General features: G+C 60.9%; 16 protein-coding genes. 4 read left to right on the top strand and 12 right to left on the bottom strand.

Annotated features, from left to right (window positions below):
• Positions 1-101: 101 nt before the first annotated feature.
• From ACOQFT_RS17290 to ACOQFT_RS17265, 6 genes are all read right to left on the bottom strand, one after another.
• On the bottom strand, positions 102-512 hold the full coding sequence (locus ACOQFT_RS17290; RefSeq protein ID WP_170440760.1) for a F0F1 ATP synthase subunit epsilon: 411 nt from the start codon (positions 510-512) through the stop codon (positions 102-104).
• A 12-nt stretch (positions 513-524) separates the two neighbouring features.
• Entirely contained in the window at positions 525-1,949 is a 1,425-nt protein-coding gene (gene atpD / locus ACOQFT_RS17285; RefSeq protein ID WP_421599129.1) for a F0F1 ATP synthase subunit beta, read from the bottom strand.
• Between the two features lie 20 nt (positions 1,950-1,969).
• The gene (locus ACOQFT_RS17280) at positions 1,970-2,845 is read right to left on the bottom strand and encodes a F0F1 ATP synthase subunit gamma (RefSeq protein WP_421599128.1); all 876 of its coding nucleotides are present in this window, start codon (positions 2,843-2,845) and stop codon (positions 1,970-1,972) included.
• 15 nt (positions 2,846-2,860) lie between these two features.
• Positions 2,861-4,399 carry a F0F1 ATP synthase subunit alpha gene (gene atpA / locus ACOQFT_RS17275; RefSeq protein WP_421599127.1) on the bottom strand — a complete coding sequence of 513 codons (1,539 nt, stop codon included), beginning with the start codon at positions 4,397-4,399 and terminating at the stop codon, positions 2,861-2,863.
• Entirely contained in the window at positions 4,400-4,960 is a 561-nt protein-coding gene (locus ACOQFT_RS17270) for a F0F1 ATP synthase subunit delta (RefSeq protein ID WP_421599126.1), read from the bottom strand.
• A gap of 303 nt (positions 4,961-5,263) precedes the next feature.
• On the bottom strand, positions 5,264-5,998 hold the full coding sequence (locus tag ACOQFT_RS17265; RefSeq protein WP_421599125.1) for a methyltransferase domain-containing protein: 735 nt from the start codon (positions 5,996-5,998) through the stop codon (positions 5,264-5,266).
• Positions 5,999-6,059: 61 nt separating this feature from the next.
• Here ACOQFT_RS17265 and gloB point away from each other — a divergent pair, with 61 nt between their 5' ends.
• From gloB to ACOQFT_RS17250, 3 genes are all read left to right on the top strand, one after another.
• Positions 6,060-6,827, top strand: coding sequence for a hydroxyacylglutathione hydrolase (gloB, locus tag ACOQFT_RS17260; protein ID WP_421599124.1), 768 nt, complete (start codon positions 6,060-6,062; stop codon positions 6,825-6,827).
• A gap of 166 nt (positions 6,828-6,993) precedes the next feature.
• Entirely contained in the window at positions 6,994-9,318 is a 2,325-nt protein-coding gene (clpA, locus tag ACOQFT_RS17255; protein WP_421599123.1) for an ATP-dependent Clp protease ATP-binding subunit ClpA, read from the top strand.
• A 90-nt stretch (positions 9,319-9,408) separates the two neighbouring features.
• Entirely contained in the window at positions 9,409-10,017 is a 609-nt protein-coding gene (locus ACOQFT_RS17250; protein WP_421599122.1) for a DJ-1/PfpI family protein, read from the top strand.
• Between the two features lie 11 nt (positions 10,018-10,028).
• Here the strand turns inward: ACOQFT_RS17250 and ACOQFT_RS17245 are convergent, their stop codons facing one another.
• The 3 genes from ACOQFT_RS17245 to ACOQFT_RS17235 all read right to left on the bottom strand — a co-directional run bounded on the left by ACOQFT_RS17245 (position 10,029) and on the right by ACOQFT_RS17235 (position 13,449).
• Entirely contained in the window at positions 10,029-11,666 is a 1,638-nt protein-coding gene (locus ACOQFT_RS17245; RefSeq protein WP_421599121.1) for a peptidoglycan -binding protein, read from the bottom strand.
• A 3-nt stretch (positions 11,667-11,669) separates the two neighbouring features.
• Positions 11,670-12,848 carry a biopolymer transporter ExbB gene (locus ACOQFT_RS17240; protein WP_421599120.1) on the bottom strand — a complete coding sequence of 393 codons (1,179 nt, stop codon included), beginning with the start codon at positions 12,846-12,848 and terminating at the stop codon, positions 11,670-11,672.
• Between the two features lie 70 nt (positions 12,849-12,918).
• On the bottom strand, positions 12,919-13,449 hold the full coding sequence (locus ACOQFT_RS17235; RefSeq protein WP_421599119.1) for a gamma-glutamylcyclotransferase: 531 nt from the start codon (positions 13,447-13,449) through the stop codon (positions 12,919-12,921).
• Between the two features lie 67 nt (positions 13,450-13,516).
• On the opposite strand from ACOQFT_RS17235, the gene ACOQFT_RS17230 reads away from it, so the two are divergent.
• Positions 13,517-14,518: a DUF2125 domain-containing protein gene (locus ACOQFT_RS17230; protein ID WP_421599118.1), complete on the top strand. Its 1,002-nt coding sequence runs from the start codon at positions 13,517-13,519 to the stop codon at positions 14,516-14,518.
• Here ACOQFT_RS17230 and ACOQFT_RS17225 read toward each other — a convergent pair.
• From ACOQFT_RS17225 to hisC, 3 genes are read right to left on the bottom strand one after another with little or no spacing between them, the layout of a single operon-like run.
• On the bottom strand, positions 14,515-15,318 hold the full coding sequence (locus ACOQFT_RS17225; RefSeq protein WP_421599117.1) for an extensin family protein: 804 nt from the start codon (positions 15,316-15,318) through the stop codon (positions 14,515-14,517). The genes ACOQFT_RS17230 and ACOQFT_RS17225 overlap by 4 nt on opposite strands.
• Before the next feature lie 20 nt (positions 15,319-15,338).
• Positions 15,339-16,259 (bottom strand): prephenate/arogenate dehydrogenase family protein, encoded by a 921-nt coding sequence (locus ACOQFT_RS17220; RefSeq protein ID WP_421599116.1) that lies wholly within the window; start codon positions 16,257-16,259, stop codon positions 15,339-15,341.
• The gene (gene hisC / locus ACOQFT_RS17215; protein ID WP_421599115.1) at positions 16,256-17,341 is read right to left on the bottom strand and encodes a histidinol-phosphate transaminase; all 1,086 of its coding nucleotides are present in this window, start codon (positions 17,339-17,341) and stop codon (positions 16,256-16,258) included. The genes ACOQFT_RS17220 and hisC overlap by 4 nt, the downstream gene beginning before the upstream one ends.
• Positions 17,342-17,406 lie beyond the last annotated feature (65 nt).

The raw sequence follows: 17,406 nt of genomic DNA, 5'->3' as shown, positions 1-17,406 counted from the left end.
TTTGAATTCCGACTCCTTATCCCGAGGTTTCTTTAAAATCACCACAAAAAAACGGCCCCGCGCAAGCGAGGCCGTTTTCGACATTCTGATTGCAGTGAACCTTACAGGCTCATATGCGTTCCAAGGGCTTCCATGTCGGCCAGCAGCTTGGCGGCGTCGTCGACGATGGATTGGTCATCGCCTTCCTTCGCTGCTTCGTGCGAAGCGCGGGCTTCGGCCACCAGATCGTCCAGATGCGACCGGGTCACCTCGGCAACCGGAATGGCCTTTTCGGCCAGAACCGACAGGCCATCGCCGTTGATCTGAGCAAACCCACCGGTGACCAGATATTCACTGGAGCCTTCGGGTGAGTCGACCTTCAGGATGCCTGGGCGCAGCGTGGTAATGGTGGGGGCGTGATCGGGCATTGCCGTCATGTCCCCGTCCGCGCCGGGAATCTGGACCGCCGTCGCACTGAGCGAAGCCAGGCTTCGCTCGGGGCTGACGAGGTCGAATTGCATCGTGTTTGCCATCAGGGATACTCCTTAGGCGGCTTCTGCGGCCATCTTTTCCGCCTTGGCAATCACTTCTTCGATGCCGCCAACCATCAGGAAGGCCGCTTCGGGCAGGTGATCGTACTCGCCGGCCACAACGGCCTTGAACGACGCGATGGTAACATCCAGAGGAACCTGAACGCCGGGCGAGCCGGTGAAGACCTGAGCCACGTCGAACGGCTGCGACATGAAGCGTTCGATCTTACGGGCACGGGCCACGGTCAATTTGTCCTCTTCCGACAGTTCGTCCATGCCGAGGATGGCGATGATGTCCTGCAGCGACTTGTAGCGCTGGAGGATCTGCTGAACGTCGGTCGCAACCTTGTAGTGCTCTTCACCAACAATGGCCGGGTCGAGCAGACGCGAGGTCGAGTCGAGCGGGTCAACCGCAGGGTAGATACCCTTTTCCGAGATCGCACGGTTAAGAACGGTGGTCGCGTCCAGGTGCGCAAACGAGGTTGCCGGCGCGGGGTCGGTCAGGTCGTCCGCAGGTACGTAGATGGCCTGCACCGAGGTGATCGAGCCCGACTTGGTCGAGGTGATGCGTTCCTGCAGGGCGCCCATATCGGTGGCCAGTGTCGGCTGATAGCCCACAGCCGAAGGAATACGACCCAGCAGAGCCGAAACCTCGGAGCCCGCCTGCGTGAAGCGGAAGATGTTGTCGACGAAGAACAGAACGTCGGTACCGGACTGGTCGCGGAACTGTTCGGCCAGGGTCAGACCGGTCAGAGCAACACGCGCACGTGCTCCCGGAGGTTCGTTCATCTGACCGTAAACCAGGGCCACCTGCGATTCCGACAGGTTGTCCGGCTTGATCACGTTCGATTCGATCATCTCGTGGTACAGGTCGTTGCCTTCACGGGTCCGTTCACCAACACCCGCGAAAACCGAGAAGCCCGAGTGCACTTTTGCGATGTTGTTGATCAGTTCCATGATCAGAACGGTTTTACCAACGCCGGCGCCGCCGAACAGGCCGATCTTACCGCCCTTGGCGTAGGGCGCCAGCAGGTCCACAACCTTGATGCCGGTGACCAGAACTTCCGACTCGGTCGACTGCTCATCAAAGGTCGGCGCGGGCTGGTGGATTGCGCGGGCCTCAGACGCTTCAACCGGACCTTTTTCATCGATCGGCTCACCAACGACGTTCAGGATACGGCCCAGGGTGGCGTTGCCAACCGGAACTGAGATCGGTGCGCCGGTGTCGGTCACGGCTTCGCCACGGACCAGACCTTCGGTCGCGTCCATCGCGATTGTGCGGACAGTGTTTTCACCCAGGTGCTGAGCAACTTCCAACACCAGGCGCTTGCCGTTGTTGGTGGTTTCCAGCGCGTTCAGAATTTCAGGCAGCTGATCTTCGAAGTGCACGTCGACGACGGCCCCGATGATCTGTGTGACTTTGCCTTTTGCATTCGCCATGTTTCGTCTCCGGTTTGTCTCTACAGCGCTTCGGCGCCGGAAATAATTTCAATCAGCTCGTTGGTGATCACGGCCTGACGCGAGCGGTTGAACTGGATCGTCAGTTTGTCGATCATCTCACCCGCGTTTCGTGTCGCATTGTCCATCGCGGACATCCGTGCGCCCTGTTCCGAGGCTCCGTTTTCGAGCAGAGCCGAGAAGACTGCAGTCGCAACCCCCTTGGGCAGCAGGTCGGCCAGAATGGCCTCTTCGCTGGGCTCGTAGTCGAATACCGCGCCACTTTCGTCACCCTCGGTTTCCTCGAACGAGGCGGGGATGACTTGCTGTGCCGTCGGGATCTGGGTCACAACGTTGACGAACTTCGAGTAGAAGATCGTGGCAACATCGAACTCACCCCCATCAAAGCGGGACAGGATATCCTTCGCGATGTCCTGCGCGTTGGTGTAACCAATGCGTTTTGCTTCGCTCAGGTCGACATGTCCGACGAACAGATCGCCCAGATCACGCTTGAGCGCGTCGCGGCCTTTCTTGCCGACAGTCAGAACCTTGACCGTCTTGCCTTTCAGGCGCAGCTCTTCCGCTTTGACACGGGCCAGCTTGGCGATGCTCGAGTTGAAGCCGCCGCAGAGGCCGCGTTCAGCTGTCATCACAACCAGCAGGTGGACATCATCACTGCCCGTACCACGGAGCAGCTTGGGGGCGCTGTCGCTGCCCCCGACCGATGCCGCCAGCCCCGCCATCACGGCATTGAACCGTTCGGCATAGGGACGCGAGGCTTCGGCAGATTCCTGGGCGCGGCGCAGTTTTGCCGCCGCGACCATCTGCATGGCCTTGGTGATCTTGCGGGTCGATTTGACCGACTCGATCCTGTTTTTAAGGTCCTTAAGATTTGGCATATGCCCGCCTCTCCCTTAAGCGAAGGTTGCGGCGTATTCGTCAATCGCAGCCTTGATCTTGTCGGAAGCATCGCCCTTGATCTTGGGATCTTCGTCCGTGATCCACTGAAGCAGATCCGCGTGCTTGCCACGCAGGTGCGCCAGCAGGCCAGCTTCATAGCGGCCAACGTCCGAAACATCGATCTTGTCGAGGTAACCGTTGGTGCCAGCGAAGATCACGCAGACGATTTCAGCGTTGGTCAGCGGCGAATACTGCGGCTGCTTCATCAGCTCGGTCAGACGCGCACCACGGTTCAGCAGTTGCTGGGTTGCGGCGTCAAGGTCGGAACCGAACTGCGCAAACGCAGCCATTTCGCGGTACTGAGCCAGTTCCAGCTTAACCGGACCAGCAACCGACTTCATCGAGTTGGTCTGAGCCGAGGAGCCCACGCGCGAAACCGACAGACCGGTGTTCACGGCGGGACGGATGCCCTGATAGAACAGTTCGGTTTCAAGGAAGATCTGACCGTCGGTGATCGAGATCACGTTGGTCGGAATAAACGCCGAAACGTCACCACCCTGAGTTTCGATAACCGGCAGAGCAGTCAGCGAGCCCGCGCCGAAATCTTCGTTCAGCTTCGCCGAACGTTCCAGCAGACGCGAGTGAAGATAGAAAACGTCACCCGGATACGCTTCACGTCCGGGCGGACGGCGCAGCAGCAGGGACATCTGACGATAAGAAACAGCCTGTTTCGACAGGTCATCATAGATAATCAGCGCGTGGCGGCCGTTGTCACGGAAGTATTCGGCCATCGCGGTTGCGGCGTAAGGCGCCAGGAACTGCATCGGTGCCGGGTCGGACGCGGTCGCGGCCACAACGATCGAATACTCAATTGCACCGGATTCTTCCAGTTTCTTCACCAGCTGCGCAACGGTCGAACGCTTTTGACCGATCGCAACGTAAACGCAGTACAGTTTCTTCGACTCGTCGTCACCTGCTGCGTCGTTGTAGGATTTCTGGTTCAGGATCGCGTCCAGAGCAACGGCGGTTTTACCGGTCTGACGGTCACCAATGATCAGCTCACGCTGGCCACGGCCAATCGGGATCATCGCGTCAACCGACTTCAGGCCGGTCGCCATCGGCTCGTGCACCGATTTACGCGGGATGATGCCAGGAGCCTTAACGTCTGCAACGCCACGCTTGGTTGCGTTGATCGGGCCCTTGCCGTCCAGCGGGTTGCCCAGACCGTCAACAACACGGCCCAGCAGTTCGTCACCGATCGGAACGTCCACGATCGAGTTGGTGCGCTTGACGGTGTCACCTTCTTTGATGTCACGGTCGGAACCGAAGATAACGACACCCACGTTGTCGCTTTCCAGGTTCAGCGCCATGCCCATGATGCCACCGGGGAATTCGACCATCTCACCGGCTTGCACGTTGTCCAGGCCGTATACACGGGCAATCCCGTCACCGACGCTCAGCACGCGGCCGATCTCGGCTACTTCGGCTTCCTGACCAAAATTCTTGATCTGGTCCTTCAGGATTGCAGAAATCTCTGCAGCTTGGATTCCCATTTATCCGACCTCTTTCATTGCATTCTGTAGGGAGTTGAGCTTGGAGCGGATCGAGCTGTCGATCATCTTCGAGCCCACTTTAACGACTAGACCGCCGATGAGGCTTTCATCAACAGTCGCATTGATTGTCACGGTCTTGCCCACGCGCTCGGACAGCGTCTTGGACAGTTTATCCAGTTGCGCCTTGGTCAGCGCCTTGGCCGAGGCGACATCGGCGGTCACTTCGCCGCGCTCGTCCGCCAGCATGTCGCGTAGAACCTGCACCAGCTGCGGCACAACGAACAAGCGGCGCTTCTGCGCCATCAGACCCAGCGTGTTGCGCAGGATGGCGTGCAGGCCCATCTTGTCGGCAACCGCAGTAATCGCGCCTTCCTGTTCGGCCCGCGAAATCAGCGGAGATGCGATCAGGTCGCGCAGTTCGGCGCTTTCGCCCAAAGCTGATGCCAGATCATTGATGCCGGATTCCAGACCTGCAAGGTCGTTGTTCTCTTTTGCAATCTCAAAGATTGCGGTGGCATAGCGCTCGGCGATGCCTGTGGAAATCGAAGCTGGTTCGGACACGTCCACCCTTCCGATACTTGAGGCCCCGATTTTGAGTAGCGGCCGCTACCTTGGGGCGTGAGGAAACCCCGTCCTTTTAGGGCGGGGATCAAAATCACCGGGGATGTAGCAGAGCAGAACCAACCAAGCAATATGCTATAGCGGTAACAGAATTATCCACAAAGTATTATTTTTCAGATACTTACACAAAGTGCGACGGTTTGAACCCCCTGGGTCAGTTGAAAAATGTTACGAATATGCAGGTTTTTGCGATTCCTGTGACTTTTTTCCCGCGTTTTTTCCGAACGCATGGCGGCTCAGCGGTCACGCGGGCTTCAACAAACCGTCCAGCGCCTTGATGGGGCGCCGCTCGGTATCCTTTGTGACGCTGCCGCTGGGAGGCCGAATATGTTTGGTCACCTCAACCATCAGAACGCCGCCAGCCATGACCGTGGGCAAGCGTTGCCCGGTTTTCTCGATCAGACTTCCCGATTTCAGCCAGAAGCGGCGAAAGGAGGGCGGCATGTAAAGGGCGGAACAGTGACTTTCCGGGATGAAATGGTGTCCCTTTAGCTGACTTTCCAGCTGCGACGCCGAATACGGCCGCCCGAACCCGAACGGCGTCCGGTCCGTTCGCGACCACAACCCGGCCCGGTTCGGCACCACGAACAGGGCCCGCCCACCCGGCCCCAGAACGCGCCAGCATTCATCCAGCAACTCACTGGGGCGGCTCGAGGTCTCAAGCCCGTGCATCACCACCAGCTTGTCCACATGGCCGGTCTCAACCGGCCACAAGGTTTCCTCGATCAGAACCGACACGTTGGGCATGCCCGCGGGCCACGGCATCACGCCTTGCGGCCCCGGCATCAGGCCGATCACACGACGTGCGTCGGCCAGATAAGGGCGCAGCAAGGGCACCGCAAAGCCAAAGCCCACCACCGTCTGTCCCTTGGCTTCGGGCCATATCTCGGTCAGCCGGCCCCGAATAGCAGCCTGCGCCGCCCGGCCCAGTGTGCTGCGGTAGTAGAAGTTCCTCAGATCCTGCACATCAAGATGCATTGCGGACACCCGGTCAATCGGCTTAGCTGAGCGCAGTCTAGCAACGAAAGGGCAAAAGGCCATGCCTCTTGAGATCGTCACCATCCCATGTCTCAGCGATAATTACGCTTTTCTGGCGCATGACGCCGCCAGTGGCCAGACCGCCCTTGTTGATGCGCCCGAATCCACCCCGATTTTGACCGAACTGGAAGCACGTGGCTGGAACCTCAGCCATGTGCTGCTGACCCATCACCACTGGGATCACGTCGACGGCTTGCCCGGCATTCTTGAACAGCACCCCGCCAAAGTCATCGGCGCCGCTGCCGACGCCCATCGCCTGCCCCCGCTGGACCAGCAGGTCGCGGACGGTGATACGTTCGAGGTTGGCGGCGAACCGGTGCAGGTGCTGGACGTCTCCGGCCACACGGTCGGGCATGTTGCTTATTACATGCCGCAAAGCTCTGTAGTGTTCACCGCCGACAGCCTGATGGCGCTTGGGTGTGGCCGCCTGTTCGAAGGCACCGCGCCGCAAATGTGGGCGTCGCTCTGCAAACTGGCCGCCTTGCCGGACGAAACAATCGTCTGCTCAGGGCACGAATACACACAATCCAACGCCAAATTTGCCGTGACCGTCGATCCCGACAACGCCGCGCTGCAGCAACGCATTGTCGATATCGACCGCGCCCGCGCCGAGGGGCGACCCACGGTGCCGTCAACTCTGGCGCTGGAACAGGCCACAAACCCGTTTCTACGCGCCTCCGATCCTGCGATTCAGGCACATCTGGGGATGGGAAATGCTGACCCTGCGGCAGTTTTCGCCGAGATCCGGGCTAGAAAAGACCGCTTCTAGTGCCTATTTCGCTCTCTTCACGGCCACGGTCACGTTAAATGTGACTGTCAAGAGCAAGAAAACCCTTGAAGCCGGGCCACGATCAACCAAACTCTAATAGTATGAGGACATGGTTGGATTGGGGCCATAGCCGCCCCGCTTCGACCCAAGACAGAGGAGCACCCGCGTGCCTTCATTCTCGAGCACATTAGAACAAGCCATTCACGCGGCCCTTGCGGCTGCGAATGAACGGCGACATGAATTCGCAACGCTGGAACATCTGCTGCTGGCGCTGCTGGAGGAACCTGATGCCATCCGCGTCATGAAGGCCTGCAGCGTCGATCTGGAAGAATTGCGCAGCACTCTGGTCGAGTTCATTGACGAAGACCTGTCCAATCTGGTCACCGACATCGACGGGTCCGAGGCCGTACCGACTGCTGCCTTCCAGCGTGTAATCCAACGCGCCGCGATCCATGTGCAAAGCTCGGGCCGGACCGAGGTGACCGGCGCCAATGTCCTGGTTGCCATCTTCGCCGAACGCGAAAGCAACGCGGCCTATTTCCTGCAGGAACAGGACATGACCCGCTATGACGCGGTGAATTTTATCGCGCATGGCGTGGCCAAGGACCCGGCCTTTGGCGAAAACCGCTCGGTATCCGGCGCGGATCAGGTCGAGGATGAGGTTCAGGCCACCGCTGGCGAGGGCGACCAGAAGGAAAGCGCGCTTGGAAAATACTGCATTGATCTGAACGCCAAATCGCGCGCAGGCGACGTTGACCCGCTGATCGGCCGCGCCGATGAGGTTGAGCGTTGCATTCAGGTTCTCTGCCGCCGTCGCAAGAACAACCCGCTGCTGGTGGGCGATCCTGGCGTGGGCAAAACTGCTATCGCTGAAGGTTTGGCTCACAAAATCGTGGGCGGCGAAGCACCTGATGTGCTGTCCAATACCACCATCTATTCGCTGGATATGGGCGCGCTGCTGGCCGGAACCCGCTATCGCGGAGATTTCGAAGAACGGCTCAAGGCGGTCGTAACCGAATTGGAAGATCACCCCGACGCGGTGCTGTTCATCGACGAGATTCACACCGTGATCGGGGCCGGTGCCACCTCGGGCGGGGCGATGGATGCCTCGAACCTGCTGAAGCCCGCCTTGCAGGGCGGTAAGCTGCGCACCATGGGCTCGACCACTTACAAGGAATTCCGGCAGCATTTCGAAAAGGACCGCGCGCTGAGCCGTCGGTTCCAGAAGATCGACGTGAATGAACCTTCGGTCGAGGACAGCGTAAAAATCCTGCGTGGCCTGAAACCCTATTTCGAAGCACATCACGAGATCAAATACACTGCGGACGCGATCAAGACCGCCGTGGAACTCTCGGCGCGGTATATCAACGACCGCAAACTGCCCGATAAGGCCATCGACGTGATCGATGAGGCCGGCGCCGCGCAGCATCTGGTCGCCGAAAGCAAGCGCCGTAAAACCATCGGTGTGAAAGAGATCGAGGCGGTCGTCGCCAAGATCGCCCGCATCCCGCCGAAGAATGTCACCAAGGACGATGCCGAGGTTCTGAAGGATCTTGAGGCTTCGCTGAAACGTGTGGTGTTCGGTCAGGATGACGCCATCGTGGCGCTGTCCAGCGCGATCAAACTGGCACGGGCCGGTCTGCGCGAGCCTGAAAAGCCCATCGGCAACTACCTGTTCGCCGGTCCGACCGGTGTGGGTAAAACCGAGGTCGCGAAACAGTTGGCGGATACGCTGGGTGTGGAACTGCTGCGCTTTGACATGTCTGAATACATGGAGAAACATGCGGTTTCCCGTCTGATCGGTGCGCCTCCGGGCTATGTCGGGTTTGATCAGGGCGGTCTGCTGACCGATGGCGTCGACCAGCATCCGCATTGTGTACTGCTGCTGGACGAGATCGAAAAAGCGCATCCGGATGTGTTCAACATCCTGTTGCAGGTGATGGACCACGGTGAGTTGACCGATCACAACGGCCGCACGGTGAACTTCCGCAACGTGGTTCTGATCATGACCTCGAACGCAGGCGCGCAGGAACAGGCCAAGGCCGCCATCGGCTTTGCCCGTGACCGCCGCGAAGGCGAAGACACTGCCGCGATCGAACGGATGTTCACGCCGGAATTCCGCAACCGTCTGGATGCGGTGATCTCGTTCGCGCCACTGCCGAAAGAGGTCATTCTGCAGGTGGTCGAAAAGTTCGTGCTACAGCTGGAAGCGCAGCTGCTGGACCGCAACGTGACCATCGACCTGACGCCCAAAGCCGCTGAATGGCTGGCCGACAAGGGCTATGATGACAAGATGGGCGCCCGCCCGTTGGGCCGCGTGATTCAGGAGCACATCAAGAAACCCCTGGCCGAGGAACTGCTGTTCGGCAAGCTGGCCAAGGGCGGTGTGGTTCGCGTCTCGGTCAGGAAAGGTGAGTTGAACCTGGAAATCTTCGGCCCCGATCAGCCGCGTATTCCGGGCGACAAGCCGCCGTTGTTGACTGCGGATTGACCCCGGTCCCACAACAAATCCATACGCCCGCCGACCTATGTTGGCGGGCTTTTTTTGTGACGGATACCCGTCTGCGGAAGGAGAGCCGGAATGCGTAAAATCGGGGCGTTGATCTTTCCAGGGTTCGAGTTGCTGGATGTGTTTGGCCCGATGCAGATGTTCGGCCTGCTTGCCGATGACTTCTCATTGGAGCTTGTGGCCGAAACCGCAGGCCCGGTCACAAGCAATCAAGGGCTGAAAGCCTTCGCCGAAAAATCACTCGGGGATGGTGGTCACTATGACGTCCTGTTTGTACCCGGCGGCGCAGGAACACGCCGCGAGGTTGGCAACCCACGCCTGCTGGATTGGATAGCGCACAGTTCAAACACTGCGGAGTTCACTCTCAGCGTCTGCACTGGCAGCGCCCTGCTTGCCAAAGCGGGCCTGCTGGACAATCGGCGCGCCACAACCAACAAGGCCGCATTTTCGTGGGTCTGCGAACAGGGGCCGCAGGTCGACTGGATTCCGCAAGCGAGGTGGGTGGAAGACGGGCCATTCCTGACCTCGTCCGGCGTGTCCGCCGGCATGGACATGGCACTTGGCGCAATCGCCCTGATGCACGGAAAAGACGTGGCCGAAAAGGTCGCTAAATGGTGCGAATACACATGGCACAAAGACAAGACCAACGACCCGTTTGCCCGCATTCATGGATTGGTCTGAACGCCCGGAAGTTAGCGCTCGGTCAGCTTCAGCTCGATCCGGCGGTTCTGCGCGCGGGCTTCGGGTGTGTCGGCCGGGTCGACAGGCTGGAATTCACCAAATCCGTTGGCCGCCAGCCGGTTCGGGGGGATTCCCAGTGCGTCAACCATATAGCGTACCACCGACAAGGCCCGCGCCTGGCTCAGCTCCCAATTGTCGCGATAGCGCCCTGTCCCAGCCAGAGGCACGTTGTCCGTGTGGCCGTCGACGCGGATCACCCAGTTCAGACCTTCGGGAATTTCCGCCGCCACGCTGCGCAGGATGGTGGCCACTTTGGCGACCTCTTGCTGACCGACCGGGGACAAGATGGCCGACCCGGTGTCGAACAGCACCTCGGAGGAAAACACGAAACGGTCCCCTTCGATCCGCACGCCCTCTTCATTGCCCAGAACGTCGCGCAGGCGGCCGAAGAATTCCGACCGATAGCGCTGCAGGTCCTCGGCCTGCGCGGCAAGGTCCTGCGCCTCGGCCTCAAGACGGATACGTTCGGCCTCTTCCAGCAGGCGGCGGCGGCGCTCTTCCGAGGCCGCACGCGCCAGCGCGGCGTTCAAATCCTGCCCCAGCGACTGGATGCGAATGTCGGCGGCGGCGTTGCGCTCGGCGTAATCGTCCAGCAGCGCCTGCAAACCACCCAACTGCTCGCGCAGCGCCGCCATCTGCTGGTTCAACAGCGCGGTTTCGCGCTGCGCCTTTTCGGAAATCGCCTGCTCGGCTGACAGCGTGTCGCGCGCCACGGCCAGCAGGGCCGCGCGCTCCTCGGCCAATGTCCGTTGTTCCTGCGCCTCGGCCTGAGCCTCGGTCTGGGCGGCAAGGGCGGCTTCAAGCCGGGCCCGCAGTTCTTCGTTATTCAGATCGCCAAACTGCTGTTCCAGTTCCGCCTTTGCGGCCTGCGCTGCGGCCAGCAGGGTCAGCGTTTCCTCGGCTTCCTTGCGCTGCGCCTCCAGCGCGAGGGTCATGGCGGTCAGTTCGGCATCTGCGTTCTGCAGACGGGACCGCAGGTTTTCGGCAGCGGCGGCCTCGGCCAATCTGGCGGCTTCTTCCGTTGTCAGCTGTTCTTCAAGCTCGGATATCCGGGTGGTCTGCGCCGCATCCGCTTGTTCCAGATCGGCCACCAACGCCTCAAGCGCCTCGCGTTGCGCGGCGGCCAGACGGGCGGCCTCGGTCTGTTCGTCGATCTCGGCCCGGCTTTGCGCCAGAGCCAGGTTCAACGCGTCCTGTTCACTCTGCAATTCGGCGATTTCATCCTGTGATCGCGCCTGATCCAGCAACAGGGCCGCGACCTGATCCTCAAAGTCGGTGAGTTGTATTTGCGCCTGCACCAATTCCGTCTCGACCTGATTCAGGGTCGAGCTCAACACCCCCAACCGCGCCTGCAACCGGCTGTTTTCCCGTTCTTCCAAGCCCAACGCCCCGGCCAGGGCCGCGACCTCGTCCGACAGGGCGGTCAATTCATCCTCTTGCCCGGAAATGGTTTCGCGCAGCACGAACTGCACCACCATGAAAATGGTCAACACAAAGGTCAGCACCATCAAAAGCCCGGTGATCGCATCCACGAATCCGGGCCAGACCGAGCCCTGAAAACGCTGACCTGTGCGGCGGGACAGGGCCATGGGCTACTCGCCTTCCGGAGCAGTACGCACGGCGCCTCGGGGCAGTGTCAGGGCTTTGACCAGCAGTTCGATATCCTTGCGCAGCTCGCTCATGCTTTCCTGCCGGCCAGCCGAGATTTCTTCGAGAATGCGCAGCAACTGCACATCCATTGACCGCAGGCGCATCCGGCTTTCGGCATCGATCCCGTCACCGGCACCCTGTTCGCGCATGTGACCCAGAAGCGCATCCTGCCCAAGGGCCACCCGTTCCAAAGCCGCTGTCACATTGTCGTTGTTCGATTGCCGCGCGTTCATTTCGCCAATCGAGTCCGCCAGCTGGCCCAACTTGGTCGACACCGCTACGCTGTCTGCCCCTTGCGCGGAAAACAAATCCTGCAGCGCGTTCATCTGTTCGGACATGGCGTCGAGCACAGGCGTCAGCACGGCCAGTTCGGCGTTGCCTTCGTCCCCGGCGGCAAAACCGACGCGAGTGATCGAGGACAACCATTCCTCAAGCTCGCGGTAGAACCGGTTCTGCCCGTGACCCGCGAACAGTTCCAACAGGCCAACGATCAACGACCCCGCCAAGCCCAGCAGCGAGGACCCGAAGGCCACGCCCATGCCCTGCAGCTGCGACTCCAGCCCGACCATCAGGCGGTTGAATACGGCCAGCCCCTCTTCGCCCTGTTGCGGGTTGAGGCTGCGGATGGTGTCGACGATGGCCGGAACGGTGGTGGCCAGCCCGAAGAACGTACCCAAAAGGCCAAGGTATATCAGGACGTTGGTAATATAGCGGGTAATCTCGCGCTCTTCCTCAATCCGCTCGGCCACCGAATCCAGAATGGACCGGGTTGAGGTTGAACTGATCTGCGACCGCGCGCCCCGTTCGCGCAGCAGCGATGCCAGCGGCGCCAGCAATTGCGGTGTGCGGGCGTCCTCACCAACAACACCGCCGACAAACGCCTCGATCCAGCGGACCGACCCAATCAGCTGTGTCACCTGATAGAAACAGGCGAACACACCGATGATGAAGACGAGTATGATGAAACCGTTCAGGTAGGGGTTGGCATAAAAGACCGGCAAAACGTAGGGCAGCGCCATGAAGACCCCAAGCCCCGCCAAGGCGATCGCGACCAGCATCGTAACGATCTGACGAATGGGTTGCGAGAAATGCGGTCTCGCGCCCTGTTGTGCCTGCGCCATGCGCGTGGTTCCCGGTATTTTGCCTGCTCTACGTTGAATCTAGCGAAATTACACCGGTGACGCCAAGGGTTTATGCTGTGATGGTCCGCACCCGTTGCGCCAACCACTCAAGATCGGGATCGCGCAGGTCGATCTCGGCCAGATGTTCGGCTGTGTTATACAGGTATTCGGTGTTCGGCCCGCGCCCGCCAACAGCATGGGCGATGATCTGCGCCTGTTCCTCCAGCGGCATCCCCCCGCAATATTGCACATGGTCGGCGTCGATCACGTATGTCACCGCTGTCACCACTTCGCCGCTGTTCAGGTGCACATCCAGCATTTTCTCGACATAGGCCGATGAAATCAGCTCGCGTTCGCGCAATTCATGCAGCGTGCGCTCTTCGTGACCGGCCTCAACGGCCAAAGCTAAACCTTTGCAATGGGCATCGGCCTGTTCGTCCAGCGCCAGAACAAGGCCGGGATGATCTTCGGTGCCGCGGTGGTGGATCGAACTCATGCAGAAGGACCGGGCATAGCCGTTCAGCGTGGCGCGTTCGCTGCGGGCCACCGGAAAGCCCGGATTCCACAGCAGCGATCCATATCCGAAAACCCACATCGTCATAGCACTGGTCCTTGCCCGTTTGCGCCTATAAACATCAATTCCGAGGCGGGAAAAAGGGCCATCTGTCATGCGCGGTCTGGTGCGGTTTATCATTTTCATCTTTGTCGCATGGAGCGCCTATTGGTTCATCGCCGGTTTCGGGCTGCGCAATGCCATCACCACATGGTTCGACAAACAGCAGGAACGGGGCTGGCAGGCCGAGTTCGCGGATGTGGAAACCGCCGGATACCCGTTCCACCACATGACCCGCCTGAACAGCCCCGCGCTGGCCGATCCGGTCAACGGCACCGCATGGAGCGCCGATTGGATTGAGTTCCAGAGCCCCGCAATCTGGCCCGGCCGACAGGTGCTGCGGTTTGCCGACACGCCACAGCGGCTGTCCTACTACGATCAGACGGCCACAATCGAAGCCAGCGGCCTTCAAGCCGAGCTGCAATTGCAGCCCGGCGTCGCGCTGGTGTTGGAAAAGATGGCGCTGACCGCTGGTCCGTGGTCGATCACCGACGATGCCGAGGCGCTGGCCGGTGGTGATACTCTGGCCCTGGTGATGGAGCAGACGCCGACCCCCGAGGCCTATGTAATTGGTGCCCGGATTGATGGCTTCACCCCCGGTGACGACCTACGCGAGTTGATGCGCTCGGCCACGTCCCTTCCGCAGGCGTTCGAGGCGCTGGAACTGGATATGATTGCCACCTTCGACAAGGCCTGGGATCGCTCGGCGCTGGAGGACAGCAGGCCGCAGCCGGTAAAGATCGACCTGCGTCTGGCCGAGATGAAATGGGGCGCGCTGCGTCTGTTCGCGACCGGAGAGCTGGATGTCGATCAACAGGGCATCCCCACCGGAGAGATTGCCGTAAAGGCCGAGAACTGGCGCGACATGATCGCCATGGCCAACGCAGCCGGTGCCCTGCCCGATCAGGCGGTTGATCCGGTAACGCGCGCGCTGAACTTCATGGCCGGGCTGGGCGGCAACCCCAACGCCCTGGACCTGCAACTAAATTTCCGCGATGGTTTTGTGGCGCTTGGCCCCCTGCCCCTTGGACCGGCCCCACGCCTGATCCTGCGCTAACGGCAGTACGGCCCCCGGCGGTGACGCGCCGTGTCCAAGTGGAAATGATCCCGGTGATATCGGTCCGAGTTTGGCCCCAACACGGTACCAAACGGCCCGCACGCCCCGCGCCAGACCTTGGTCAGCTGCCGCTTTGACGGGTTCTTGCGCCAGCCTTTGAGCACGGTCACAACCTCTCCGTCCGCCATCTTGAAACCCGAGATATCGATCGCCCGGCCCTTGCCGTGTTCCGAGATACGCGCACCTTTGCGATTGTTACGCGTCCGGCAGGCGTAATGCGCGGCGACCTGAAGCTCGACCACCGGACCGCGCCGCTTGAAGGCGGGCTTGACCGATTTGTCGACCCATTTGTTCAGCGCAATGGCCGTGCCGCAATCCATCGTCGACGGACGGCTGAGCGCCACGCCCGAGATCGAGGTGACCTGAACGGCATCCTTGATGCCGCACGCCGCGATCCTGCCCGGAACGTTGCCGACCGGTTTGCCCTGAATGTCGATATCCCCGCAAACCGAGGTTTTGCGCAGCTTGCGTTTCTTGAACAGCACCTCAAGCTCCAGCGCATTTGGCCGCAAGAGCGGCCGGATTGGTGCGCTTTGCTCCAACACCGACACATCCGCCGGGACCGCCGCTGCGGCCAGAACGATTTGCGGCTCGGGCCGCAATTTGGGGCGAATCTCAACGGGGGCCGGGTTTGCAAAGGCCAACACCTCTGCCTCAGAGGGGCGCGTGACGGGCACCAGTGACTGTTCCGGAGGCGCCGCGTAGGACCATGTGGCGCTGACCGCCACGCATCCGACCATCAGGAACCTCCAGCCGCGTCTCATGGGTTTGCTTTGCCCCGTCCAAAGTCCGGCGCATCCGTGTCCTGGCCTGCGTCGATAATGCCGCGCCGGATCGCGCGGGTTCGGGTGAAATAGTCGAACAGATGCTCGCCATCACCGGTACGGATGGCGCGCTGCAGGGCGAAAAGCTCTTCGGTAAAGCGACCGAGGATTTCCAGTGTTGCATCCTTGTTGGTCAGGAATACATCGCGCCACATGGTTGGGTCCGAGGCCGCAATCCGGGTGAAATCCCGGAAACCGGCGGCGGAATAATTGATCACCTCGCTGTCGGTCACCCGGCGCAAGTCGTCAGCCACGCCTACCATCGTATAAGCGATCAGGTGAGGTGCATGGGACGTCACGGCCAGCACCAGATCGTGGTGATCCGCATCCATCTCATCGACATTCGCGCCCATGCCTTCCCACAGCGCCCTTAGACGGGCGATAGCGCCCGGGTCCGAGCCCTCGACCGGCACCAGCAGGCACCAGCGATTGTCGTAAAGCTCGGCGAAACCGGATTCGGGGCCTGAATGCTCGGTCCCGGCCAGCGGGTGGGCGGGGACGAAATGCACGCCTTCAGGAATATGCGGGGACACGGCCTGAATCACGTGCCGTTTGACCGAGCCCACATCCGTCACCGTCGCGCCGGGTTTCAGCACCGGGGCGATATCTGCGGCCACGGCCTCCATCGCGCCGACAGGGACACACAAAACCACCAAATCCGCGCCTTCGGCCGCCTCGCGCGCGGTGTCGCACACACGGTCGCACAGACCGATGCGGCGGGCCGTTTCGCGTGTCGCATCGGACCGGGCATAGCCAGTGACCTCACCTGCAAGGCCGGCGCGTTTGATGGCCCAGAACATGGACGATGCGATCAGGCCCAACCCGATCAGCGCGACGCGGTCGTAAACCTGGCTCATGCCGCACCTCCTTTGAACGCGGTGATGGCCGCAACAACACGGCGGCAGGCTTTCTGGTCACCAACGGTGATCCGCAGGGCGTTGGGCAGGTTGTAGCCCGCCACGCGGCGCACGATCAGACCTTGGGTCTTGAGGTAATCGTCACAGGCCTCGGCCTCGGCCCGATCGGCAAACCGGACGAGGATGAAGTTGGTGCAGGACACATCCGACGGAACACCGATCTTGGCCAGCTCCTCGGACAGCCACACCCGCAGGCGCGCGTTCTCGGCCTGACAGAAGGTCAGAAACTCCACATCCTTCACCGCAGCTTCGGCCGCCGCCAGTGCGGTCAGCGACAGGTTGAACGGCTGGCGCACACGGTTCAGCACATCGATGATCGACTGCGCGGCATAGCCCCAGCCGACGCGCATTCCGCCCAGACCGTAAACCTTGGAAAACGTCCGGGTCATGATCACGTTCTCGAACCGGTCGACCAGAGACGCACCACCGTCGAACCCGTCAACGAATTCGGCATAGGCGCCGTCGATCACCATAAGACAAGCCTGCGGCAGCGCCTCGGCCAATCGCACCAGTTCAGCCTCGGGGATCATGGTCGAGGTCGGGTTGCCCGGATTGGTCACAAACACGATCCGCGTTTGGTCCGTGACCGCCGCAAGGATGTTGTCCACATCTACGTGCCGGTCCCGCTCGGGCACCATCACAGGCGTCGCGCCGGCCATGCGGGCGATGATTGGGTACATGGAAAACCCGTGCTCGGTATAGATGACCTCATCCCCCGGTCCGGCATAGGCTTGCGCCACGAATTGCAGCACCTCGTCACTACCCACGCCGCAGACGATCTGCGCCGGGTTCAGCCCGTGCCGCTCAGCAATTGCCGCACGCAGGGGGGCGTGATCGGTGCTGGGATAACGATGCAGGGTCGCGGCACTGTCGCGCACCGCCTCGATCGCCTTGGGGCTGGGGCCAAACGGGTTTTCGTTCGAACTCAGCTTGATCACATGCTCGACCCCGGCCACATGCGACTGCCCGCCCTGATAAAGCGCGATGTCCATAATGCCGGGTTGAGGGGTGATCTTGTTCATAAGAGGCTCCGTTGATTGGAGCCCCTCATACCTGTCTCAACGCGTTGAGAAAAGCGGCAATTCCG

The organism is Ruegeria sp. MALMAid1280, from assembly GCF_049195285.1.
Lineage (GTDB): Bacteria > Pseudomonadota > Alphaproteobacteria > Rhodobacterales > Rhodobacteraceae > Ruegeria.
Note: the sequence above shows the minus strand (reverse complement) of the source record. Positions and strands in the feature narration are given on the sequence as shown.